The organism is Arthrobacter sp. Soil_N43, from assembly GCF_057655195.1.
Genome location: NZ_JBDGML010000092.1, coordinates 43,734 through 66,753, shown reverse-complemented (window position 1 = coordinate 66,753; position 23,020 = coordinate 43,734). Strand labels below are relative to the sequence as shown.

At 66.3% G+C, this 23,020-nt stretch carries 22 protein-coding genes and 2 riboswitches; of the genes, 8 read left to right on the top strand and 14 right to left on the bottom strand.

Annotated elements, in window-relative coordinates; translation table 11 throughout:
* Window positions 1–29: 29 nt before the first annotated feature.
* The gene (locus tag AC3A3W_RS11245) at window positions 30–1,943 is read right to left on the bottom strand and encodes an ABC transporter ATP-binding protein (protein ID WP_487442801.1); all 1,914 of its coding nucleotides are present in this window, start codon (window positions 1,941–1,943) and stop codon (window positions 30–32) included.
* Window positions 1,940–3,604 carry an ABC-F family ATP-binding cassette domain-containing protein gene (locus AC3A3W_RS11240; protein WP_487442799.1) on the bottom strand — a complete coding sequence of 555 codons (1,665 nt, stop codon included), beginning with the start codon at window positions 3,602–3,604 and terminating at the stop codon, window positions 1,940–1,942. Before AC3A3W_RS11240 ends, AC3A3W_RS11245 begins: the two co-directional genes overlap by 4 nt.
* A 194-nt stretch (window positions 3,605–3,798) precedes the next feature.
* On the opposite strand from AC3A3W_RS11240, the gene AC3A3W_RS11235 reads away from it, so the two are divergent.
* From AC3A3W_RS11235 to AC3A3W_RS11210, 6 genes are all read left to right on the top strand, one after another.
* Window positions 3,799–4,560 carry a hypothetical protein gene (locus AC3A3W_RS11235; protein ID WP_487442797.1) on the top strand — a complete coding sequence of 254 codons (762 nt, stop codon included), beginning with the start codon at window positions 3,799–3,801 and terminating at the stop codon, window positions 4,558–4,560.
* Complete coding sequence (locus tag AC3A3W_RS11230; RefSeq protein WP_487442795.1) at window positions 4,557–5,297, top strand: hypothetical protein; 741 nt, start codon at window positions 4,557–4,559, stop codon at window positions 5,295–5,297. Before AC3A3W_RS11235 ends, AC3A3W_RS11230 begins: the two co-directional genes overlap by 4 nt.
* A gap of 38 nt (window positions 5,298–5,335) precedes the next feature.
* A complete protein-coding gene (locus tag AC3A3W_RS11225) occupies window positions 5,336–6,085 on the top strand; it encodes a hypothetical protein (protein WP_487442793.1) in 750 nt (249 codons plus the stop codon).
* A gap of 267 nt (window positions 6,086–6,352) precedes the next feature.
* A complete protein-coding gene (locus tag AC3A3W_RS11220) occupies window positions 6,353–7,171 on the top strand; it encodes an amino acid ABC transporter substrate-binding protein (protein WP_487442791.1) in 819 nt (272 codons plus the stop codon).
* On the top strand, window positions 7,172–7,837 hold the full coding sequence (locus tag AC3A3W_RS11215) for an amino acid ABC transporter permease (RefSeq protein ID WP_205653412.1): 666 nt from the start codon (window positions 7,172–7,174) through the stop codon (window positions 7,835–7,837).
* Window positions 7,824–8,660, top strand: a complete 837-nt coding sequence (locus tag AC3A3W_RS11210; protein WP_487442789.1) for an amino acid ABC transporter ATP-binding protein — start codon at window positions 7,824–7,826, stop codon at window positions 8,658–8,660. Before AC3A3W_RS11215 ends, AC3A3W_RS11210 begins: the two co-directional genes overlap by 14 nt.
* 61 nt (window positions 8,661–8,721) lie before the next feature.
* Here AC3A3W_RS11210 and AC3A3W_RS11205 read toward each other — a convergent pair whose 3' ends face one another.
* From AC3A3W_RS11205 to AC3A3W_RS11160, 10 genes are all read right to left on the bottom strand, one after another.
* The gene (locus AC3A3W_RS11205; protein ID WP_487442787.1) at window positions 8,722–11,748 is read right to left on the bottom strand and encodes an alpha-mannosidase; all 3,027 of its coding nucleotides are present in this window, start codon (window positions 11,746–11,748) and stop codon (window positions 8,722–8,724) included.
* A 175-nt stretch (window positions 11,749–11,923) separates the two neighbouring features.
* Window positions 11,924–12,796 carry a formate dehydrogenase accessory sulfurtransferase FdhD gene (gene fdhD / locus AC3A3W_RS11200; RefSeq protein ID WP_487442786.1) on the bottom strand — a complete coding sequence of 291 codons (873 nt, stop codon included), beginning with the start codon at window positions 12,794–12,796 and terminating at the stop codon, window positions 11,924–11,926.
* A gap of 90 nt (window positions 12,797–12,886) precedes the next feature.
* On the bottom strand, window positions 12,887–14,365 hold the full coding sequence (locus AC3A3W_RS11195; protein ID WP_487442784.1) for a molybdopterin molybdotransferase MoeA: 1,479 nt from the start codon (window positions 14,363–14,365) through the stop codon (window positions 12,887–12,889).
* A complete protein-coding gene (locus AC3A3W_RS11190; protein WP_487442782.1) occupies window positions 14,362–14,712 on the bottom strand; it encodes a DUF6457 domain-containing protein in 351 nt (116 codons plus the stop codon). The genes AC3A3W_RS11195 and AC3A3W_RS11190 overlap by 4 nt, the downstream gene beginning before the upstream one ends.
* A 33-nt stretch (window positions 14,713–14,745) precedes the next feature.
* Complete coding sequence (gene mobA, locus AC3A3W_RS11185) at window positions 14,746–15,426, bottom strand: molybdenum cofactor guanylyltransferase (RefSeq protein ID WP_487442781.1); 681 nt, start codon at window positions 15,424–15,426, stop codon at window positions 14,746–14,748.
* A gap of 23 nt (window positions 15,427–15,449) precedes the next feature.
* Window positions 15,450–15,950: an HNH endonuclease gene (locus AC3A3W_RS11180; protein WP_487442780.1), complete on the bottom strand. Its 501-nt coding sequence runs from the start codon at window positions 15,948–15,950 to the stop codon at window positions 15,450–15,452.
* A 223-nt stretch (window positions 15,951–16,173) separates the two neighbouring features.
* Window positions 16,174–16,959 carry an NlpC/P60 family protein gene (locus AC3A3W_RS11175; RefSeq protein WP_487442779.1) on the bottom strand — a complete coding sequence of 262 codons (786 nt, stop codon included), beginning with the start codon at window positions 16,957–16,959 and terminating at the stop codon, window positions 16,174–16,176.
* A gap of 99 nt (window positions 16,960–17,058) precedes the next feature.
* Complete coding sequence (locus AC3A3W_RS11170) at window positions 17,059–17,733, bottom strand: C40 family peptidase (protein WP_487442908.1); 675 nt, start codon at window positions 17,731–17,733, stop codon at window positions 17,059–17,061.
* Between the two features lie 70 nt (window positions 17,734–17,803).
* A riboswitch (cyclic di-AMP (ydaO/yuaA leader) is annotated at window positions 17,804–17,973 on the bottom strand.
* 138 nt (window positions 17,974–18,111) lie between these two features.
* Window positions 18,112–18,930: a M23 family metallopeptidase gene (locus AC3A3W_RS11165; protein ID WP_487442778.1), complete on the bottom strand. Its 819-nt coding sequence runs from the start codon at window positions 18,928–18,930 to the stop codon at window positions 18,112–18,114.
* Window positions 18,931–18,934: 4 nt separating this feature from the next.
* A riboswitch (cyclic di-AMP (ydaO/yuaA leader) is annotated at window positions 18,935–19,154 on the bottom strand.
* A 160-nt stretch (window positions 19,155–19,314) separates the two neighbouring features.
* Window positions 19,315–20,010 (bottom strand): iron-dependent transcriptional repressor DtxR, encoded by a 696-nt coding sequence (locus AC3A3W_RS11160; protein ID WP_487442777.1) that lies wholly within the window; start codon window positions 20,008–20,010, stop codon window positions 19,315–19,317.
* A gap of 343 nt (window positions 20,011–20,353) precedes the next feature.
* On the opposite strand from AC3A3W_RS11160, the gene serC reads away from it, so the two are divergent.
* On the top strand, window positions 20,354–21,484 hold the full coding sequence (gene serC, locus AC3A3W_RS11155; RefSeq protein WP_487442776.1) for a phosphoserine transaminase: 1,131 nt from the start codon (window positions 20,354–20,356) through the stop codon (window positions 21,482–21,484).
* 146 nt (window positions 21,485–21,630) lie between these two features.
* Here serC and AC3A3W_RS11150 read toward each other — a convergent pair whose 3' ends face one another.
* Window positions 21,631–22,212, bottom strand: coding sequence for a DUF3027 domain-containing protein (locus tag AC3A3W_RS11150; RefSeq protein WP_487442774.1), 582 nt, complete (start codon window positions 22,210–22,212; stop codon window positions 21,631–21,633).
* 5 nt (window positions 22,213–22,217) lie between these two features.
* Window positions 22,218–22,601 (bottom strand): cold-shock protein, encoded by a 384-nt coding sequence (locus AC3A3W_RS11145; protein ID WP_205653424.1) that lies wholly within the window; start codon window positions 22,599–22,601, stop codon window positions 22,218–22,220.
* A gap of 183 nt (window positions 22,602–22,784) precedes the next feature.
* Here AC3A3W_RS11145 and AC3A3W_RS11140 point away from each other — a divergent pair, with 183 nt between their 5' ends.
* A complete protein-coding gene (locus AC3A3W_RS11140) occupies window positions 22,785–23,018 on the top strand; it encodes a hypothetical protein (RefSeq protein ID WP_487442773.1) in 234 nt (77 codons plus the stop codon).
* Window positions 23,019–23,020 lie beyond the last annotated feature (2 nt).

Below are 23,020 nucleotides of genomic sequence, written 5' to 3'. Positions count from 1 at the left end.
CAGCACCGGCCCACCACACTTCATATCGTCTAGAGTTCCGGGACGGCTTCCTCAGCCACTGCGGTGGCCTCGGCAAACTGCGTCCGGTACAGCTCGGCGTAGCGGCCGTCGGCGGCGAGCAGCTCCGTATGGGTGCCGCGCTCCACGATCGAGCCGTCCTCCACCACGAGGATGACATCCGCGGCGCGGATCGTGGACAGCCGGTGGGCAATCACGACGGCGGTGCGCCCCTCGAGTGCCGCGCCCAGCGCCGCCTGAACGGCAGCTTCGTTGGTGGAGTCCAGTGCCGCTGTGGCCTCGTCCAAGATGACCACGCGTGGCTGGGCGATCAGCAACCGGGCGATGGTGAGGCGCTGGCGCTCCCCGCCGGAGAGCCGGTACCCGCGCTCCCCCACCACGGTGTCCAGCCCGTCCGGAAGCGACCGGATCATGTACTCAAGCCGTGCCTGGCGCAGCACATCCCACATGTCCTCCTCGGTGGCATCGGGACGGGCCAGCCGCAGGTTAGAGGCGATGGATTCGTGGAAAAGGTGCCCGTCCTGGGTCACCATGCCGAGGGTGGCGCGCATCGAGTCGAAGGTCAGGTCGCGGACGTCCAGCCCTGCTGCGGCACCGCGGCCGCCGAGGCGCACGGCCCCGGAATCGACGTCGTAAAGCCGCGAGAGAAGCTGCGCGATGGTTGACTTCCCCGCACCGGAGGAGCCCACCAGCGCCACAGTCTGCCCCGGTTCCACCCGGAAGCTGATGCCGTGCAGCACCTCTTCGCCGCCGCGCGTGTCCAAGGTGGAGACTTCCTCCAGCGACGCCAGGGAGACCTTGTCCGCCGAAGGGTAGGCAAACCGCACATCGTCGAATTCAACGGCGACAGGCCCCGGCGGGACCTCCACCGCGTCCGGCTTTTCCTGGATGAGCGGCTTGAGGTCAAGGATTTCGAAGACGCGTTCAAAGCTGACGAGGGCGCTCATGATCTCCACGCGGGCGTTGGACAGCGCGGTGAGCGGCGCGTAGAGGCGGGTGAGCAGCAATGCCAGCACCACGACGTCGCCCGGGGCGAGCTGGCCTTCAATGGCGAGCCAGCCTCCCAGGCCGTACACCAGGGCGAGCGCGAGGGCCGACACCAGCGTCAGCGCGGTCACGAACGTGAACTGCAGCATCGCGGTCCGCACGCCGATGTCACGGACGCGGCCGGCACGCAGGGCGAACTCGCGGGATTCGTCGGCGGGGCGGCCGAAGAGCTTGACGAGGGTGGCCCCGGGAGCCGAAAAGCGTTCCGTCATCTGGGTGCCCATGGCCGCGTTGTGCTCCGCGGCTTCGCGGCGCAGGTCCGCCAGCTTGGAGCCCATCCGCCGGGCAGGGATGAGGAAGATGGGCAGCAGGACCATGGCCAGCACGGTGACCAGCCAGGAGGTGTTGAGCATGACCGCGAGGGTGAGTATGAGGGCGACGACGTTGCTCACCACCCCGGACAGCGTCCCGGCGAAGGCCGACTGGGCACCGATGACGTCGTTGTTCAGCCGGCTGACGAGGGCGCCGGTGCGAGTCCGGGTGAAGAAGGCGATGGGCATTTTCTGCACGTGGTCGAACACCCGGGTGCGCAGGTCGACAATGACACCTTCCCCAATGGTGGAGGACAGCCAGCGGCTCACCATGCCTAGCGCGGCTTCGGCGACGGCCACGCCGGCGATCAATGCCGCCAGGCGGATCACTTCGCCCGTTCCGGCCGCGGCGACGATGGCATCGACCACCTGGCCGGCAAGGACCGGTGTTGCCACGGCGAGGAAGGCCATGGCCACCGATACGGCCACGAAGGCGATGAGCTTGCCCCGGTGCGGCCGGGCGAAGCCCATGACGCGTTTCAGCGTCTCCTTGGAGAACGGCTTGGAGCCGCTCTTGGCCCGGGTGATGTTGTACAGCGAGCGCCAGGCGACGCCATCCATGCTCATTTTTTCTGCTCCATTTTTCCGGTCATGGCTTCAGTGACCGCGCCGTTGCCCACGTTCCAGCGCGCATCAAGCCGGACATTCTCCAGGAGGCGGCGGTCGTGGGTGACCAGCAGGAGCGCGCCCTCGTAGCTCTCCAAGGCTTCCTCCAGCTGTTCGATGGCCGGCAGGTCCAGGTGGTTGGTTGGCTCGTCCAGGACCAGCAGGTTGACACCGCGGGCCTGCAACAGGGCCAGGGCGGCGCGCGTGCGTTCGCCCGGCGAGAGCGAGTCCACGGCGCGGGACGTGTGGTCTGCCTTGAGGCCGAATTTGGCCAGCAGGGTGCGGACCTCTGCCGGTGTCTGGTCGGCCAGCACAGCTTCGACAGCGTCGCCCAGCTTCAGGTGGCCAGCCAGCAGCCCGCGGGCCTGGTCAATCTCGCCGACAGCCACCGAGGCCCCTCTGGAGACGTTCCCGGAATCCGGTTCCTGAAGGCCTAGCAGCAGGCGGAGCAGTGTTGACTTGCCTGCACCGTTCGGGCCGGTGATCCCGATCCGCTCACCGGCGTTGAGCTGCAGGTTGACCGGTCCGAGCGTGAAGTCCCCCTGTCGGACCACGGCGTCCCGGAGCGTCGCCACCACGGAGCTTGAGCGCGGCGCCTGGCCGATGCTGAACTGCAGCTGCCATTCCTTCCGGGGCTCTTCCACCACGTCGAGGCGGGCGATGCGCGATTCCATCTGCCGGACCTTTTGCGCCTGCTTCTCGGACGACTCGGTGCTGGCCGCGCGCCGGATCTTGTCGTTATCCGGGTTTTTCTTCATCGCGTTCCGGACGCCCTGGGAGCTCCACTCGCGCTGGGTGCGTGCCCGGGACACCAGATCCGCCTTCGTGGAGGCGAACTCCTCGTACCGTTCGCGGGCGTGCCGGCGGGCGACGGCGCGCTCCTCGAGGAACGCCTCGTAGCCGCCGTCGTAGACGGCCACCGTGTTCTGGGCGAGGTCCAGCTCAACGATCGTGGTCACGCATCGGGCCAGGAACTCGCGGTCATGCGAGACCAGCACGGCGCCTCCGCGCAGCCCTTGGACGAAGGCCTCCAGCTTGGCAAGGCCGTCCAGGTCGAGGTCGTTCGTCGGCTCATCCAGCAGCACGATGTCGAAGCGGCTCAGCAGCAGGGCCGCGAGCGCCACCCTTGCGGCCTGCCCGCCGGAAAGCCCCGTCATGTCCGCGTCCGCCCCGACGTCCAGGCCGAGGTCGGCGAGGACAGGGGGGATCCGCTCGTCCAGGTCGGCTGCGCCGGAGGCCATCCAGCGGTCGAAGGCCAACGAGTACGCATCGTCCGCGCCGGGTGCTCCCCCGCCGAGCGCCTCGGCGGTGGCCTCCATGTCGGCGGTGGCGCTGGCGCAGCCGGTGCGGCGGGCTATGTAGGCGGCCACCGTCTCGCCCGCGACCCGCTCGTGTTCCTGCGGGAGCCAGCCCACGAAGGCATCCGCGGGAGCCAGGCTGACCGTTCCGTCCTGCGGCTCATCCACTCCGGCAAGGAGCCGGAGCAGGGTGGACTTACCGGCTCCGTTCGCCCCGACCACGCCGACGACGTCCCCGGGCGCCACGGTCAGGGACAGTCTTGAGAAGAGGGTGCGGTGGTCATGACCGCCCACCAGGTCCTTCGCAACTAGGGTTGCCGTCATCTGTCCATCCTCTCACCGCTGCCCGGATCGGCCCGGAATTCCGGCGGGCATGAAAGAACCCGCTGGTCCGGACTTGGGGGGTGTACGGACCAGCGGGTTCGAGAAACTAGCATAGTGGAAGCAGCGGCCCGCGTAAAATCGATAGTGCCGGCAGCTACCGTCGTGCCAATTATTCGTTCAGCAGAGAGCGTTCCATGCCACTCCCCGCCAAAGCGTTCCAGCGCTGGCTGCACGGCATTGCACCCGACACCAGCATGGCCGACGTCTGCAGGCTGTCAAACGTCAAGCGAACCACCTTGGCCCAGCAGCTCGTCCGGGGCAAGGTGGCCGAGGCAACTGTGGTCAGCATCAGCCGGGCGTTCAATGTGAATCCTGTAACTTCCCTTGCCTACTTCGAGGTTTACCGCGACCTCGCCGGCCCCCTCGTCCCGCCCACCCGGCAGGAGCTGGTCAGCCAAATCGCCACCGTGGACCTGTTGCGCGCGGTCATCGCCCGCACAGCGCCGGAAGAGGGCGGCGCCGGGACCGAGGAGTCAACGGGCCGCCCGCCCGCCGAATCATGGGAACTCAGCCCCGTACCCCACTCGACCTCCGTGAAGAACTGGGTGGACGCAATCGACGACGGCGAACTCCGGCACCGCGTCTCCGCCGCCACGGGAATCGCCCCGCAAAATTATTCCGCGCAGCTGACCGCCAACCGGCTTGCCCCCGAAGTGGCGATCGCCACCTCCCGGGCCGCCGGCGTCGGACTGACCGGCGGGCTCGTGGCCACCGGACTGATCACGGAGGCCGAAGCAGGCTGGGCGCCGGGCGCCCGCAGGGCCGCCCTGGATGGGCTGTCCGACGGGGAAGTCACCGCACTCGCGGGAGATCGCCTCCAGACTCTCGGGAAGGCGCTGCGCCGTCAGGAACATGACCACGAACAAACCGAAAAAATCTGGGAGAATTTGGGATGATCGAGATCCTGCAATGGACCACCTTGGTGGCCTGCGCTGCCGCAGCCCTGTCCCGGATCCCGAACCTGGTCCGCAAGAAAAACAGGTCCCTCTTCTACATCTTTGCGTTGATGACCGTGGCCACGCTCCTGAGCATCAAGGCCCCGTATCTGGCAATCGACGGCCTCCTGGGCAACACGAACGTGGCCAACCTGCTGCTGCGCTTCATCATCTTTGGCGCCATCTACTTCCTCGGCATGCGGATCGCCAGAGGATTCGGAGACAACCGCGGCCTGCAGCTCATCCGGGGACGCGCCGGAACCGTGGTCCTGGGGCTGATATCGGCCGCCATCATCGTTCTTTTTACTTTGATAGACACGGCCGGATCCTCAGCCGGAATGTTAGAAGTCCTCACCAAGGACGAACGGAACAGGCTCCTGGTGGAGTACTACGGTGCCGCCGGCCGCGCCTACCCCGCCTATGTGTGCCTCGCCGTCCTGCCTGCCATGCTGCGCGCGGCGGGCAGCACCTTGCCGGCCATGCTCCGGATCAGCGCCCTGCTGCTGGCGGTCGGCGGGATAGCCATCACGCTGAGTCTCCTCTTTCCGGTGATTCCGCCGGCGGTGGGATACCTGACCTTCATCATCAACTACACCGCCATCCTGTGCTTCGTCTTCGGCCTGATGCTGATCTGGCTGGCCAAAGCAATGGCGCGCAGGAAGGTCCCGGAGCATACCCGGAAGTCCGCCGGCACCTAGCAGTCCACGAGCAAACCACAAGATCCGGGGTACCCCGCATGGTCGAGATCCTGCAATGGACCACTTTGATCGTTTGCGCCGCGGCCGCCCTCTTCCGTATTCCGAGCGCCCTGCACGGCAGGAACCGGTCGCTCTTCCTGATTTTCCTGCTGGCCACCGCGGCGGCCGTGCTCAGCCTGGAGCCGTTCTACCTGGCCATCGATGGCGCCGTGGGCGGCATTAATGTTGCCCACCTCCTGTTGCGGCTCATCGTTTTCGCCACGGTTTACCTGGTGGCGCTGCTCGTGTGCAAGGCTTTTGGGGCTGCCGGCGCCCAGCGTCTCATCTCGGGTCCGGCCGGACTCGCTGTGCTGGGCATTTTCACGGCTGCCCTGGTGACCATCTTTGTACTGATGGAGCCAGCATCTTCCTCGGCAGGCCTGGCAGGAACCGCTGACACGAGCGCCCGGAACGCCGCTCTCCTGCCGTTCTACTGGGCGATTGCCCGGGGCTACCCTGTGTACGTCGTGGTGGCCCTGCTGCCCGCCCTGATCCGCTCGGTCAACAGCCGCCTGCCTGCCCTCGTCCGCGTCGGCGCGGGCTTCATGGCGGGCGGCGCAGCGGCCACTGCTGCGGGGTTCCTGCTTGAATTCACGGGCCCTGTGCCCGGCGTCCTCCGGGCAGCTGTCAACAACGCGGCCGTGGTCTTCTTCGTGCTCGGACTGGGACTGGTCTGGCTGGCCAGGGTCAGGGCAATCGGCTCCCGCAGTCTAGGGAAAAGACCCGGGACGTCATTTACTGAAAGGTAGCTTGTTGGGATTCACAAAATCATTAGACCGTGAGAGAATCATGAATGTGTGAAAGCAGCTGCTGCCTGGGCCTCCGTTAATCCGGAGGGCCGTGGCGCCTGCCGGAGCATACATTGGGGGGATGAGTGGTGGCGGCCGTTGGGGACCGCCCCCACTCAGCCTGTTTAAGGCCTGGTTCCGGCCCCCGTATGATGGCGAAATAAAAGGACGTCACCCGGGCGTTGCCGGTACGAAGCCCCTACGCAGCCAGCAGAAGAAGGAACCGCCATGAACCGCCTCCACACCCGCCGCAGTGCAATCGCCGCCACTCTCGCCGGCCTGGCACTGGCACTGTCCGCCTGCGGCGGCTCCCAGGCTCCATCGGCAACCACCGGCTCGGACACCTCGCTGAGTGATGTGAAGTCCAAGGGCGAAATCGTGATCGCTACGGAAGGCACGTACAAGCCGTTCAGCTTCCACGCCGAAGGAGCGGGCGACCTCACCGGGTTCGACGTCGAAATCTCCAAGGCCGTGGCGGACAAGCTGGGCGTGAAGGCCAAGTTCGAGGAGACCCAGTTCGACGGGATCTTCGCCGGCCTTGACGCGAAACGCTTCGACACCATCGCCAACCAGATCTCCGTCAATGCCGAACGCAAGGCAAAGTACGACTTCTCCACTCCGTACACGGTCTCCACCGGCGTCATCGTGACCAAGGCGGACAACAGCAGCATCACGGGCTTCGAGAGCCTCAAGGGCAAGACCACCGCCCAGTCGCTGACGAGCAACTTCTACAAAATGGCCGTGGACGCCGGCGCAAACGTCCAGTCCGTTGAAGGCTGGGCGCAGGGCGTGACGCTGGTCCGCCAGGGCCGCGTGGATGCGATCGTCAATGACAAGCTCACCTATCTTGATTACGCCAAGACCAATCCGGACTCGGGCCTTAAGATCGCCGCGGAAACCACGGAAAAGTCGGAGAGCGCGTTCGTCTTCCGGAAGGGTTCCACGGAACTCACCGCGGCCGTGGACAAGGCCTTGGCCGATCTCCGGGCGGACGGCACTCTGGCCAAAATCTCGGAGAAGTACTTCGGCGCGGACGTCACGAAGTAGATGCCGTTCAACTGGGACCTCGTCTGGAGCTCCTTCGGCCCGATCATTGCCGGTGCCGTCACCGGCACCATCCCGCTGACCCTGGCCTCGTTCGCGTTCGGCCTGGCCCTTGCCCTGCTGGTGGCGCTCATGCGGCTCAGCCGAAACGCCGTGATCTCCGGAGCGGCGCGGTTCTACGTCTCCGTGATCCGCGGAACGCCGCTGCTGGTACAGCTCTTCGTGATCTTTTATGGCCTGCCAAGCCTGGGCGTGAAACTGGATCCCTGGCCCAGCGCCATCATCGCGTTTTCGCTCAACGTGGGAGGCTATGCGGCGGAAGTGATCCGGGCGGCCATCCTCTCCGTCCCCAAGGGCCAGTGGGAGGCCGGACACACAATCGGCATGTCGCGGGGCCAGTCACTGCGCCGCCTCATCCTCCCGCAGGCGGCCAGGGTATCCGTGCCGCCGCTGTCCAACACGTTCATCTCCTTGGTCAAGGACACCTCGTTGGCCTCGCTGATCCTGGTCACCGAACTCTTCCGGAACGCCCAGCAGATCGCCGCCTTCAGCCAAGAGTTCATGGTGCTGTACCTTGAAGCCGCGCTGGTCTACTGGGTGATCTGCCTCGCGCTGTCCTCAGGACAATCCGCCCTCGAAAAGAGATTGGACCGCTATGTCGCCCACTAGCCCGCCCGCCGGCGCTCCCTCAGGCGAGCCCGGCCACGACGGCAGGCCCCAGCCAAAACCCGTGCTGTCCGTCCGCAGCCTGGCCAAGGCCTTCGGCAGCAACGTGGTGCTCCGGGACATCGACCTGGACGTGCGCCGCGGGAACGTGGTTGCCCTCATCGGGCCTTCGGGCTCCGGCAAGACCACGGTGCTCCGTTCGCTGAACGGACTGGAAACGCCCGACGCCGGCACCGTCACCTTCGCGGACACCGCCACCGGCAAAGACCTGGCGCTCGACTTTTCCGCCAAGGTGGCCAAGAAGGACATCTCGGACCTGCGCGACCGCAGTGCCATGGTCTTCCAGCACTACAACCTCTTTCCGCACATGACGGTGCTGCAGAACGTCATCGAAGGCCCGGTCCAGGTGCAGAAGCGCAAGCGCGCAGAAGCGGTGGCCGAGGCGGAGAAACTGCTGGCCCGGGTTGGCATGGCGGAAAAGCGCGACGCCTACCCGTTTGAGCTTTCCGGCGGGCAACAGCAGCGGGTAGGCATTGTGCGTGCCCTCGCCCTGAAGCCCCAGCTTCTGCTGTTCGACGAACCCACTTCAGCCCTGGACCCGGAACTCGTTGGAGATGTCCTGGGCGTCATCCAGGAACTGGCCGAAGAGGGCTGGACCATGGTGATCGTCACGCACGAGCTCGCCTTCGCCCGGCAGGTGGCCGACGAGGTCATCTTCATGGACGGCGGCGTGGTGGTTGAGCGCGGACCGGCGGCAGAGGTGCTGCGGGCACCGCGCCAGGAACGCACCCGTCAGTTCGTCCGGCGGCTGCTTCACGAGTTCTAGCGGCACGTTTTTCCGGGGCGGCAGGCCGCAGGCCGGCCGCCCCGCAAGCGTCCAAACCTTCTCAGCGTTCGAACCTCAGGGTGACCAGCTGGAAGGGACGCAGCGTGAGGTCCGCCGAGTTCTTTCCCGCCACGACCCCCGGCGCCTCGACATTCCGCTCCAGCAGATCCACGGTGTGGATGTCACGGACTGGGAAGTTGGCCGTGAGCCGGCCCGCGGACCGTTCGCCCAGCGACTCGTACAGCCGCACGATGACGTCCCCGGACCCGTCCTCCGCCAGCTTCACGGCTTCCACCACAAGCGCCGCGTTATCCACGGAAACCAGCGGCTCCACGGGATGCCCGCCCTGCACGATCCGCGGCGCGAGGTTGGCGCGGTAGCCCTCCTCGACGGCATCCGCGATGCCGGCGCCGGGCCGGATCCAAATATCCAGCACGTGGCGGCCGCGGTCTGCCTGCGGGTCGGGGAACTTCGCCGCGCGCAGCAGTGAGAGCCGGACGGTGGTGGTGGTTCCGCCGTCGTGCCTGATGCTCCGGGCAACGTCATGCCCGTAGGTGGAAGCGTTGGCGATGGCCACGCCGTACCCTGGTTCGGCCACATGGATCCAGCGGTGCGCGCAGATCTCGAACTTCGCAGCCTCCCAGGACGTGTTGACGTGGGTGGGCCGGAAAACGTGGCCGAACTGGGTCTCAGCCGCCGAGCGGTCAGCCCGGAGGTCGAGCGGGAACCCCAGCTTGAGCAGCTTCTCGCGCTCCTGCCAGTCAACGTCGGTGGAGATGCCCAGCGAACTGCCGCCGGGCGCCAGGGTGATGCGCTGGATAATCCGGGAGGCGCCGAAAATCCGTTCAACCACGACGACGGCGTCACCGCCGTGCCGCTCCACCGCCACCGACGCTGCGTCGGTCAGTGACGTGACGTTCCGCCGGTAGAACTGGTCGATGTCCCAGGCGTCCCATTCGTTGGGGGTGTCGCGGTGCAGTTCGAGGTGGTTCCCGAAGTCCCCCGGGGCTATGGCTTCCCTGCCGCTGGCATGGTCTCGCAGTGAGGTCAGCAGTCCGTTGGCGTCCAGCACGGCACGGATGATGCCGTTGTCCAGCACATAGCCGCCGTCCCGCGCGGTAACCTCCACGGATTGGCCTGCGTGGAAGGGCCGGGCGGCAGCGAGCGCCGGGACACCGGCGCGTTCAATGGGACCTGCGTTGAGCAGGAACTCCTCGCTGCCCTCCCCCAGTGCAGCGGCCGCGGCCTGGCTGATGAGCTCTTCGAGTCCCTTGGCCACGGCGGCGTAGTTCCGCTCGGCATCCTGGTGTACCCAGGCGATGGAACTGCCGGGAAGGATGTCATGGAACTGCTGCAGGAGCACCAGCCGCCACAGCCGCTTCAGCTCGGCTGCCGGGTAGGTGTAGGAGCCTCCGGTGCGGACGGCCGCTGTGGCGCACCACAGCTCGGCTTCACGGAGAAGGTGCTCGCTGCGCCGGTTTCCCTGCTTGGTGCGGGCCTGGCTCGTGTAGGTGCCGCGGTGGAGTTCGAGGTACATCTCCCCCACCCAGACGGGCAGGGCGGTGTATTCGGCCTGGGCCTGCTCGAAGAAGCTGCGTGCTGTCCCGATCCGGACCCTGGGCGAGCCTTCCAGGTCCGCGCTGCGGTGGGCGGCGGCAAGCATTTCCCGGGTGGGGCCGCCACCGCCGTCGCCATAGCCAAAGGGGACCAGCGAGATGGTGCCGTGCCCGTGGTCCCGGTAGTTGCGTTCGGCATGGGCGAGTTCACGGGCAGTAAGCTCGGAGTTGTAGGTGTCCACGGGCGGGAAGTGGGTAAAGAGCCGAGTGCCGTCAATGCCCTCCCAGTTGAAGGTGTGGTGCGGCATCCGGTTGATCTGGTTCCAGGAGATTTTCTGCGTCAGGAACCACTGGCTGCCGGCGGACTTGACGATCTGCGGCAGCGCCGCGGAATAGCCGAACGAATCCGGAAGCCACGCCTCCTGGCATTCAATGCCAAACTCGTCCAGGAAGAAACTCTTGCCCTCCAGGAACTGCCGGGCCATGGCTTCCCCGCCGGGCATGTTGGTATCCGATTCCACCCACATGCCGCCCACGGGGACGAACTGCCCTGCCTTTACCTTCTCCCGGATCCGCCCAAACAGCTCGGGATAAAATTCCTTGATCCAGGCCAGCTGCTGCGCTGAGGAACACGAGAACACGAAATCGGGATCATCGTCCATGAGCGCCACCACGTTCGAAAACGTCCGCGCGCATTTCCTCATGGTCTCCCGCACCGGCCACAGCCAGGCGGAATCAATATGGGCGTGGCCGGTGGCCAGCAGCTGGTGGGCGGAGGCGTAGGCGGGCCTGGCCAAGACTTCAGCGAGCGCTTCCCTTCCTGCCGCCACGGTACCCGGGACGTCGTCCGGGTCCATGGCGTCCAGCATGCGCTCCAGGGCGCGGAGGATCTCGTGGCGGCGCGGCAGCTCCATGGGCAGCTCGTGCATCAGGCCCCGGAGGGCCACGATGTCCTGCTGCAACTCCCAGACCGCCCGGTTGAGTTCGGCGATGGCAATGCTGCCGAGCCGGTACTGCGGCTGGTCACCGGCGGTCGCTTTGTCCCCGTACGGCGTGGCCGCGAAGGTCCAGCCCTGGGCCACATCAGGGTTGGCCGCAGCTTCGACGTAAAAGTCCACAGCCATCCCGCTGCCCAGCAGCTTGAGTGGAATGTACTGGTTGCGCGGTGAAATTGCCTTGATGATGCTGCCGTCCGGCCGCCACGCGGTTCCTTCACACTGGAAGCCGGGAATTTCGGTGGTGAATCCGATGTCCACCACCATCTCCACCTCGGTGTCCGGCGCGGTCCCCCACGAGTCGGGAACCTCGCCCTGGAGGCGCAGCCATTTGGTGCCCCAGGGCCGGCCCCAGGCAGCGCCGTGTTCCTGCGGCCGGAAATCCTGGCGCAGCGCCTCCATGACGGGGACAGGCTCATCCGGGACGTCCCAGCTGCTCAAGGCCAGGGGTACGCTTCGCGAGTAGATCGCGGGGGTAATCCGCTCCCGCAGGAAGCGGTCGAGACGGACTTCCGTGATCCGGCGGTCGTCGTGCACTGTGTTCCTCTTTAATGCGTGAGGCTGGCGGCGCCTGTGCCGGCTGCCTCGCCGGTTTGGGCTTCATCCAGCTGATGTCCGGGCAGGTTCGCTGCCCTGAAAGAGCGGATCAACGTGTCCATTCGATGGATAAAATCTACTGCGTCCTGCCTGATTAGCCAAGCATCCGCGGCGGCTACCGGGGCAGGTCCGCCGGCAGCGAAATGCGGTGTCCGCCGGTATAGACGTTCAGGCTACTCCCCCTGCTGAAACCGGCCAGGGTGACCCCGCTGGACTCGGCAAGTTCGACGGCGAGGCTGGACGGGGCACTGACAGCAGCCAGCACCGGGATGCCCGCCAGGGCAGCCTTCTGCACCAGTTCAAAGGACGCGCGGCCGGACACCTGAAGCACCGTGCCGGACAGCGGCAGGCGCTGCTCACGCAATGCCCAGCCCACTACCTTGTCCACGGCGTTGTGCCGCCCCACGTCCTCGCGCAGGCACAGCAGCCGGGCGGCGCCGTCGTCGTCGATACTGAAGAGGCCAGCGGCGTGCACGCCGCCCGTGGCCTCGAAGACCGCCTGCGCCTCCCTGAGCATGTCCGGCAGGGACGCAAGGGTGCGCACGGGAACTGTGAGGGTGTCATCGGCCGGGCTGAAGTGCGAGGACTTCCGGACAGCCTCGATCGAATCCGTACCGCAGATCCCGCAGGAACTCGATGTGTAGACGTGGCGTCCGGTGTCCGGCAGCACGACGTCGGGCCGCAGCTGGGCTTCCACGACATTGAAGGTCTGGACGCCGTTTTCATCCTCCCCGGCGCAGAACCTCAGCGAAATGAGCTGGTCGGGGCTCCATATGACGCCCTCGGAGACCAGGAATCCTGCCACCAGGTCGAAGTCGTCCCCTGGAGTGCGCATGGTCACGGAAAAGGAAAGACTCCCGAGGCGGATCTCCAGCGGCTCCTCCACGGCCAGCACGTCCTCACGGTGCCGCACCGGAAATTCGAGGGCGGAGGGTGAGCCGTCCAGAACGTATCGGTGAATCTTGCGTCGTTGCGTCACGCGTCCCATCGGGTCACCCCTGGTGCCAGCCTGTTCATGCCTCCATCATTGCAAGCGGGGTGCCAGTACACCAACGGCGATCAGCGGCAGGGTCGCCGATCAGTCCAGCAGCGCACTCCAGTCCACGGGGCCGCTGGCCTCCGCAGGCTTGCCCGCGGACCGGTTACCCGCCCTGCGCGGTGACGCCTTGGTTTTCGATTCGCGGGTCTTGGGCTCGGGAATGGCCGGCCCCCACGGCAGCGCAAAGGCTGGAACGGCCTCGCCCAGCTGGACACCGTGCGGAGGCACCACCATCACGCCGTCGGCGGAGGCCAGCCCCCGCATCATCCCGGGCCCGGTGTGCTGGGAGGGCGAGGCCATGCCATAGAGGAGCCGGAACGGCAGGAGCCTGGTCCGACCGGGGTCGGGTTCGATCATGGTTCCGCACGGCACCTCTTGCACGGGAGGCATGGTGCCGTGTCCAAGGGCCGCGAGCAGCGGAGCGCCGACCGTGGACAGCGCCATCATCGCCGCGAGCGGATTGCCGGGCAGTCCCAGTACGAAGCGCCCGTCCGGAAGTTCGGCAAGGACGGCCGGGTGGCCGGGGCGCATCGCCACGCCGTCGATCACGAGCCGCCCGCCAAGATCAGCCACGGCACGCCTGAAGTGATCGGTACCTGACACTCCGGTGCCGCCGGTCGTGATCACGACGTCGGGAGGCAGGACGGACGCTGAGGCCTCCGCCAGGGGGTCGTCCGGTGCGGCTGCCGGCCCTTCGTCCTCCAGCGCTTCCAGCCACTCGCCGTAGCTGTCCCCGATCCTGACCTGTCGGGTACAGATCCCGCCCAGCATCTCCACGACGGAAGCCAGCTGCGGGCCGAAGGTGTCGCGGACCTGTCCCGCTTCCGGGAGGCCGTGGTCGACGACCTCGGAGCCCGTGAGCAGCAGCGTTACCACCGGTTTGCCAACGACCTTCACATGGTCGTGGCCACCCAGGGCGGCGAGTGCCAGGTGGGCGGGATTCAGCGTGGTGCCGGCCTTGACCAGCACCTCACCGGCAACGGCTTCCTCGGCCGCTTTGCGGATGTGCTGCCCGTTCCGCGGTTCGCCGGGGCGGGCGCCACCGCCGAGCGCCAGTACCGGCAGGCCTTCATCGTCCTGGGAAATAATGCCGCTTTCACGGCGCAGCACGGCCTTGGCGCCGGGAGGAATGAGGCCGCCGGTCACGATGACGCTCGCCTGGTGCGGCGCGAGGCGTTGCCCGGGTTCCGCAAGGATCCAGGGACCGCTACCGTTGACGGCCCATCCGTCCATCGCGGAGGAAGCATAGTGGGGCATGTCCTGCAGCGCGGTGATGTCCGCGGCCAGGGTCCGGCCCAGGGCTTCCCTCAGCGGAACCGAGCCGGCAGGGATCGGAGCAGCACAGTCAAAGGCGGCCTGCCGTGCTTCTTCCCAGGTATGCGCCAAGTGTCCGCTGGGCGCAGGCACTGCGGGCGCTTCGTCCTCCGCCGAGCTGGCGTCCTCGGCTGGGTTCATGGCCGGCTGGGCAGTCGCGGCGGCGGGATGTCCGGGGGCGGGATGTCCGGGGGCGGCGGTCATTCCCCCGGTGTCCCGCTGGGAGCCGGAACGCCAGTGGAACTGCCTGCAGCCGGCGGGACGGAGTCGTCCCCTGCCTCATCGGCCGAGTACGCCTTGGAAACGGACCGGGCGACGTCCATGGCGGCCTTCATCGACGTGGCGTCCGGCGCCTGGCCGGAACCTGAGGCAAGCCCTGCGGCAAAGCCAGCAATAAACGTCGTCAGCGGGGCGGCAGGCCGTACCACCGAGTGCGCGGCCACCCCCGCAAGGGACAGCACCTCATTGACGTCCACCTGCACGTCTTCGAGCTCAAAGGCCCGTAGCAGTAGACGGCACCACTCCTCAAGCGTTTCGTCCTGGCTTTTCATGCCTGCCTCCAAACTCAACTGCGGCTGCGACGTTCAGCCCGGATGATTGCTGGCGTCCACTCCCAATATGGCGGCATCATCCCATGTATCCACATCATCTGTGGAGCCGGCGGGGACAGTGACAGCCTGTACGTCAAGACTAGCAAGCAGAGCGAAAACTGACCCATGGTTCAAAGCGTTCCGGGCCGCCGTATCCGCCACGGCGCGTTGCAGTGCAGCCGTGCGGTAAAAGGCTGCCAACGGCTGGCGCCGCCCGTCGCCGGAAGCAGCCATGGCGCCGTCCCTGCCCGCGCCGTCCCTGCCCTTGCCGGCGTGGATGGCTTGCAGAAGGGCTCCCACGGCCTCAGCCGCGCGGGGCATGTCACACGCCAGAACAAGAACATAGCCATCGGCGTCAGTGTGAGGCTGGGCAACGGGAACGCCGGGAGGACCCTCGGGGTGGCCGGCCGGTGTCCCGTCCGCGGCGCATAGCCGCGCCAGGCCTGCTGCTATCGCCGCGGCCGGCCCGGCGAAGGGCGGATCCTCACGGCAGCTCAACACGTCAGGGGGAAGGCCGCGGAATGGGGGCCCCACGACGACGAGACGGCGGGCACCACGGGCGGCCTTGATCGACCGGTGAAGCAGGGTCTCGCCGTCGTAGGTCAGTTCGGCCTTGGGCGAGCCGCCGAGCCGCGAAGAGCGGCCGCCGGCCAGGATTATTGCGTCAAAGTACACATACCAAGCGTAGTGCGCAGGCGTCAGGCGGCCGTCTCCGGAAGCAGGAAGGGATCCCATGCCGGGGTCGGCTTCTCCAGTTCCTTGATTTGCCAGATGGTGCCAACGGGCGGCGCCGGGACGAAACGCAACTTCCAGCCCATTTCCGCCGGAGTGTGGTCACCCTTGACGTTGTTGCACCGGAGGCAGGCCGCCACGAGGTTTTCCCAGGAGTCCGCACCGCCCCGGGATTTTGGCTGGACATGGTCTATGGTGTGGGCTGCCTTGCCGCAGTACGCGCACCGGTGGCCGTCCCTGCGCAGCACCCCGCGCCGGCTCACTGCGGTGACCATGTTGTAGCGCGGCCGGATATAACGGTTGAGGAGGATCACGGACGGGCGGCCCATGATGTCCTTCGGTCCCACGACGGGATCGTCACCTTCGGCAACCACACTGGCTTTTCCTGTGAGCACAAGGACCAGCGCCCGGCGGAAGGTCACAACCGCCAGCGGTTCATATCCAGCATTCAGAACGAGCGTGCGCATGCGCATACCTCTTCACGGCCGCACCCGGCAGAGGCGCGAGGGCCGGCTGCCCTCTGCATGTCCGGGCTATGGATCGACACCACAAGAGTAAACACTCTTAGCGCATATCGACGAATCGGCCAAACATTCGGCCACGGCGTGTCGGCGTTACAGCAGCGCTGATGGGAGACAAAAGGACCCCTGCCGCAGGGGCAGGGGTCCTTTTTAAGCCTTGGCTTGTGTCTTAGCCGCCGACGCGGATGAAGACCGGGCCGGAGCCCACGTTCACGCTGAACAGGGAGGTGGTTCCGCCGTTCCAGCCACCGTGCACGGCCTGGCCGTTGCCCACGTAGACAGCGATGTGGGCCAGGCCCATGCCGCCGTTTTCGTAGTAGGCGAGGTCGCCCGGCTTGGCTTCGGCAGCGCTGACGGTGCGGCCGAGGGACAGGTAACCTGCCGGCCAGCCGTGGTAGTTGATGCCCACAGCGGCCAGCGAGTTCGTGGCCAGTGCGGTGCAGTCCTGTGCAACACCCAGCTGGGCGTAGGCAGCAGCGGCAATCGAAGCTCCCTTGCCGCTGGCCGAGGACGTGTTGGCAGCAGGTGCAGCCTCGACGGCGGCGGTGGCCTGGACTGCCGGAGCCGCAGGGGCTTCCACGGCCGGAGCCTCGACGGCGGGCGCGGCTTCCTGGACGTTGACGACCGGCTTGGGCGCTTCAACGACGGGGGCCGGAGTGGTGGAGACGGCCGGCTTCTCGTAGGAGATGGCGATGCTTGATGCAGCCGAAATCGGCGCCGAAGCGAGGGACTGGACTTCCAGGGTGGACGTGGAAGCCGAATCGCGCTGAACGTTGGTCTCGGCGGCGTTAGCGGCAATGCCGCTGGTCAGAACGAGTCCGGAGGCAGCAGCGATAACAGCAGCCTGACGGCCCACGCCGCCGGCGTTGTCGCCGACAGCCTTGGCAATGACGGACAGCGAGTTGGTCTTGGTGACCTCGGCGCGGTGGCGTGCAATGGTCGCACGTGTAGTCATGGTTTCTCTCTTTCGTGTTCCGCAGCCCGCTGTAGCAGGCCGCGGTTTAGCGACGCGCCGGCGTCTTGGGGGTACGCCGAATCGTCTCGAATGGTGTTCTTAGCGAAGGGTGTAGAACGAAGACGTGCCCGTGGCGGACACTGCGTGCAGGATGGTGCCCTGCGAGGGATTCAGCGCGCTGATCATCATGCCGTTGCCAACGTAGATGCCGACGTGCGCACCGCCGTTCTGCATGACCAGGTCACCGGGAGCGGGAGTCGCGGTGGGCTTCATGGCCGTCCACGCGTTGACGCGCGGAATGCTGATGCCCGCCTGTGCGTAGACCCACTGGGTGAAGCCGGAGCAGTCCCAGCCGCCGGGAGTGGTGCCACCCCAGACGTACGGGCTGCCGATGCCGGTGTAGGCGATGCCCGCGAGGCCTGACGTTGCACCCGAGCCTGCAGCATCAACCAGCTTCCCGGCCTTGGTCGCGATGGTTTCAACAGCGGCTTCGGGGCTGGCACTGTCATCGCTCGACTGCGGAGCGACGGTCTCGATTACGGGGGCTGCCTCGGTGGTGACGGCAGGACGCTCGAACGAGACGGTTGCGGTGGGCGCGGCGGTCACAGCAAGCTGTGTCGCCTGGGATCCGGACTCAGCGGAGGCGGAAACGCCGATGTTGGCATCGGATGCGTTGGCCGGCATGCCGACGCTCAGGACGAGACCTGAAGCGGCCGCAATGACTGCTGCCTGACGACCTACTGTGCCTGCATTGGCGCTTACTGCCTTGGACACGGAGTCCAGCGGGTTCTTACGAACCGTTTGCGCACGGTGGCGCGCAAGATTGTGGCGTGAAGACACGAAGGTAGCCTCTCCCAATGCCTACGAGGTGAGCTGTCGGATTCGGATGGGAGTCACCCGGCCACGCCGCTTCCTGGGAAGCTTTGCGACTTAACCCCAAGGTCTTCTTGCGAAGACCAAAATTGGTTCCCCCGCCCCTGCCAGACGATGTAATGCGAACGGACCTTGAGCGGTGGCAGAGTTAGGCAATCCACTCGAGGGCGTCAACTTCGGAAAAGTTGACGCGGTTTAGACGGTACAGCAGTTGGAAGCGAATGTCACATTCAGGTCACGGCATGTCACAGGAATGTGGGAGCTCACCATCGGCTTTGTTTAGAGCCAGCCTTCGGGATCAACGACTTCTCCGTTGACCATCACCTCAAAGTGGAGGTGGCAGCCGGTGGATGCGCCGGTAGTCCCGCTAAGTGCCACCGCATCGCCCCGGGTGACCTTCTGGCCAACCTGGACGCTTGATGACGACAAATGGTTGTACGTGGTTTCGAGGCCGTTACCGTGATCGATGACCACTCTGTTGCCACCGCCGTACTCGTGCCAGCCTGCAAATGTGACCGTGCCGCTGGCCGCTGCGAACACCTCTGTTCCGCACTGGGCCGCAAAGTCCTGGCCGCGGTGGAATTCTCCCGCGCCACCAGTGATCGGGCTCACGCGGTATCCGAAGGGCGAGGACTTGACCATGGTGGTCAACGGCATGCCAAGGCTGCCGATTGAAGCTGCGCGGCTGATGCTCCCGGCGGACTGGGCGCTCAGGAGCTGCTTGAGCTTGCCGTCCGGATCGCCGGCCGTCGACACGGAGGTGCGGCTGAAGTCAATCTTGGCTGCCGCTTCTGCGGAAACCTGAGGCTGGGGGGCTGCGGCACCGGCTGTGGCGCTCTGGTCCGCCGTGGCCATGACGGGGCTGGTGGCGGGGACCGTGACGGTCAGCAGGAGGCCCGAGGCGGCCAGGGCCACGCCGACCTTCTGGCCAACTCCGCTGGCAGCGGCGAAGTCCGCGACTTGGCGGAAGGGACTGCGGTGATTCCGCGCTTGACGCTGCGCATCGCGGGGTCGCTCGGCGGCGACCGCTACGGTCGTGCGGGGCTCCGCAGCGGGACCGGTAGCGCGGCGGCGGCCCCGGGCATTCTGCATGGTCAAGAACGGTTCCTCTCTGGATAGCCTGCGAAGTTAGCTGTCGGATTCGGGTCAGAGAGTTCATCGACCCGGTCCGCAAGGCAAGCTTTTTCGGCACAGGGGTATCCAAGGAGATTCCGACTGTGGAAGGAGGCTTGCTGCTGCGGACTTCACCCCAAGGCCGTCTTTCGACGGCCAGTTGTGGTTCCTCCGCCTCTGCCAGAAGGTGATTCGAGCGACTGATCCGCTGGCAGAGTTCGGCTCCGGATCAGGTAACGCTTTAGTATCGGCGCTGCGACTTAACTATAGGTGATTAAAGGTCGCAGTAATAATTCCGTTATCTTGGCTGTGCACAAGTTGTGGGGCATCCTGCCAGCTGATGTCGGACAACTCACATGCGGATGTGGCTCAGGCCACCCGCACAAACACGTGGGCGGCGACCTCGGGCGGCAACTCAAGGGCGCCTTCGATGCCCGGGACGCGGACGGAAATGTACTCCCCCACGCGCTCCAGGGAAACCGTCGCACCCGGGCGGATTCCACCCTCGTCCAGCTGCAACAGGAGTTCGGGCTCGACCTGGATCGGCTCTGCGAGCCTGCTGACGGTGACCCGGGAATCCGGGCCGTATCCGGCCATGGCATCCAGCAGGTTCATGACGCCGTCGGTGAACGCCCGTGACGGCTCGCCACCCAACGCAGCCAGCCCTGGAATCGGGTTGCCATAGGGCGATTCGGTGGGGTGGTCCAGCAGTTCGTAAATCCTGCGCTCCACGCGTTCGCTCATCACGTGTTCCCACCGGCACGCCTCGTCGTGAACGTAGGCCCAATCCAGGCCAATGACATCTGCGAGCAGCCGCTCGGCCAACCGGTGCTTGCGCATGACTTCGGTGGCGCGCTTGCGCCCTGTCTCCGTCAGCTCCAGGTGCCGGTCGCCGGAAACCACCACCAGCCCGTCCCGCTCCATCCGGCCGACGGTCTGGGAGACAGTGGGGCCGGAATGGCGGAGGCGTTCGGCGATGCGGGCACGCAGCGCCACGATGTTCTCTTCTTCAAGCTCCAAAATGGTCCGAAGATACATCTCCGTGGTATCGATCAGATCCGTCATTCAGCTCAGCTCCTCGAGCACAGTACTTGCGTCCGTCCCACCGTACCGCGGGCCACCCGCCTGGCGCGGCCCGGCTTCCAGCTGCCGCGGCCGCAATCCGACGGCGGAGCAACACCGGCGTTCCGCCCGTACGTCCACCAAAAGCTTAGCCTATTTTGAATTACTCCAGATAATTCGGGTGACGGTGCCCTGTCGTCTCAATGACTGGACTGTGACGGCCGCGGTTCCCGGGATTTCCGCGTCTCAGGCAGAATAAAAGGGGCCTTCGCGGGCGGCCACACCTGACCGCCGGTCACCCCTGTCCCCGCCGATCCGCATGTCCATGCCGAGAATTGGAGCCCCTGTGAGCGAGTCCAGCATCACTATCCCAGCAAACCTCCTGCCCAAGGACGGACGGTTCGGCGCCGGACCGTCCAAGGTCAGGCCCGAGCAGGTCGAGGCGCTGTCCGCGGCCGCCACGACGCTCCTGGGCACGTCCCACCGCCAAGCGCCGGTGAAGAACCTTGTCGGCTCGGTCCGTGAGGGCCTCAGCACGTTCTTCCGCGTTCCCGAGGGCTACGAAGTGGTCCTCGGCGTGGGCGGCTCTACAGCTTTCTGGGACGTGGCGAGTTTCGGCCTGGTGGAGCAAAAGGCGCAGCACCTCTCCTTCGGCGAGTTCGGATCGAAGTTTGCCGCGGCCACCAACAAGGCACCGTTCCTTTCCGACTCCAGCATCATCAAGTCCGAGCCGGGAACGTGCCCCGAACCGCAGGCCGAGGCAGGAGTCGACACCTACGCCTGGCCGCAGAACGAGACGAGCACCGGTGTTGCGGCCCCGGTCAAGCGCGTGAACGGCGCCGACGCCGGTTCCCTCGTCCTCGTGGACGCCACGTCCGCCGCCGGCGGGCTGGACGTCGACGTCGCCGAGACCGACGTCTACTACTTCGCGCCGCAGAAGAACTTCGCTTCCGACGGCGGCCTGTGGCTTGGTCTCTTCTCCCCCGCCGCGCTGGAGCGCGCCGCCCGGATCAAGGCCAGCGGCCGGTGGATCCCGGACTTCCTGGACCTGCAGACGGCGATCGACAACTCCAGGCTGAACCAGACCTACAACACCCCGGCGCTGGCCACCCTGGTGACCCTCGACGCCCAGGTGCAATGGCTCAACGCCAATGGCGGCCTCGACTTCGCCGCCGGCCGCACCGCTGACTCCGCGGGCCGCATTTACAAGTGGGCCGAGGCCTCCGAGTTCGCCACGCCGTTCGTCGCCAACGCCGCGGAACGCTCCAACGTCATCGCCACGATCGACTTTGACGACTCCATCGATGCCGCCGCCATCGCCAAGGTACTGCGCGCCAACGGCATCGTGGACACGGAGCCGTACCGCAAACTGGGACGCAACCAGCTCCGCATCGCAACCTTCGTGGCGATCGAGCCGGCGGACGTCTCGGCCCTCCTGGAGTGCATCGACTACGTGGTGGGCGAGCTGAAGAAATAGTCTCCCCGCGCACCGCTGCCGCAGGCAGCGTCAGCTTTCGACGGCGTCGTCCGGACTCGTGTCCCGGACGGCGCCGTTCGACGTTCTGAAGGTGGACATTAGCGTCCGCCCAGAGGCGCCCGGTCCCGGACGGCCGAAACGCGTACTTAGCCCCGTCCGGGGGTCTCCGCGTCGGCGTCTGTTGGGGCATCATCCGGGCCGCCGTCGGAATCCTCTGTGGACCCCTCCGGGGAAGCCTCCGGCTCGTCCTTCTCCTCCGTGGTGCCAGCGGTTGGTTCGGACGCGCCGTCCAGGGGTGCACCGGTTTGGGGTGCACCCTCGTCAGCCGCGTCATCGTCCTGGGCATCCTCCGGCCGGACACGCTCCGCCCACGGAACCCATTCCGGCGCCAGGATCGAGTCGTCGGACGGCAGCAGGCCCAGTTCGTTTACCGTGACCACCTTGGACCGCGAATTGCGTGTGAGCACGGCGTACCACTGCCACCCGACGTAACCGGGCAGCCTGGATTCGAAGAGGTGGGTCACCAGGCGGTCACCCTCCGTGCGCGCTGCCAGGTGTTCGCCGATCTCCGACGCCTTGGCGATGCCTTCGATGGCGGTCCGGGCCACGTCAACGGCAGCTGCCAGGACGGCGTCCGGTTTGCCGGTGCGCCAGACCGGGACACCGGTTCGCTTTTTGGGCGCCTTCGGCTCTGCCTTTGGTGCGGCCTGTTCAGGTTCCGGGTTCATGAGGACTAGGCGTCCAGCTCGTCGGCAACCTTACGCAGGGCGGCGGCGATGGCCTTGCCCTTGTTACCGTCCGGGTACTTGCCTGCTGACAGGGTGCCGGACAGGTTGTCCAGCACCGTCACGAGATCCTGCACCACAGGCGCGAGGTCCCTGGCGTTGGGCCGCTTGGCCTTGGCGATGGACGGCGTCTTGTCCAGGACACGCAGGCCCAGCGCCTGGGCGCCCTTGCGGCCGTCAGCCACACCGAACTCGACCCGGGTGCCGGCCTTCAGTTCGGTGACGCCCCCGGGCAGCGCCGACTTGGGGAGGAACACTTCCTGGCCGTCCTCGCCCGCGAGGAATCCGAAACCCTTGTCCTTGTCATACCACTTGACTTTGCCGGTAGGCACCTGTTCAACCTTCTTCGTTCTGACTGTCTAGACATGTCCGGCAATCACCGCATCCGCACCGGTGTGCGGGTTCAGGGTATGACTGCCTGGTCCATGTTGGTCTGCTCCTTCAAGGTTATCCTGACTGGCTCGGGATTCCTGCTTCTGAGGCGCAGTCGCGGCCGGACTGTTAGCGTTACGTGCATGATACCCACGCGTTTCCGGCGTCCCCTGACGGTCGCCGCAGCGGTCCTGGCAGTGCTTTCCCTGGCGGCCGTGGGAACGGTGATGGCGATGGCCTACGGCGGCCAGGCCGCTCCTGCCCCGATAACCTCCACTGCTCTCTATGGGCTTCCGCTCGCTTTCGTCCTGGTGTTCGTGCTCGTGATCGACAGTATTGCAGCACGGCGCCGGGCAGGAAACGGCGGCGGGCGGTAACG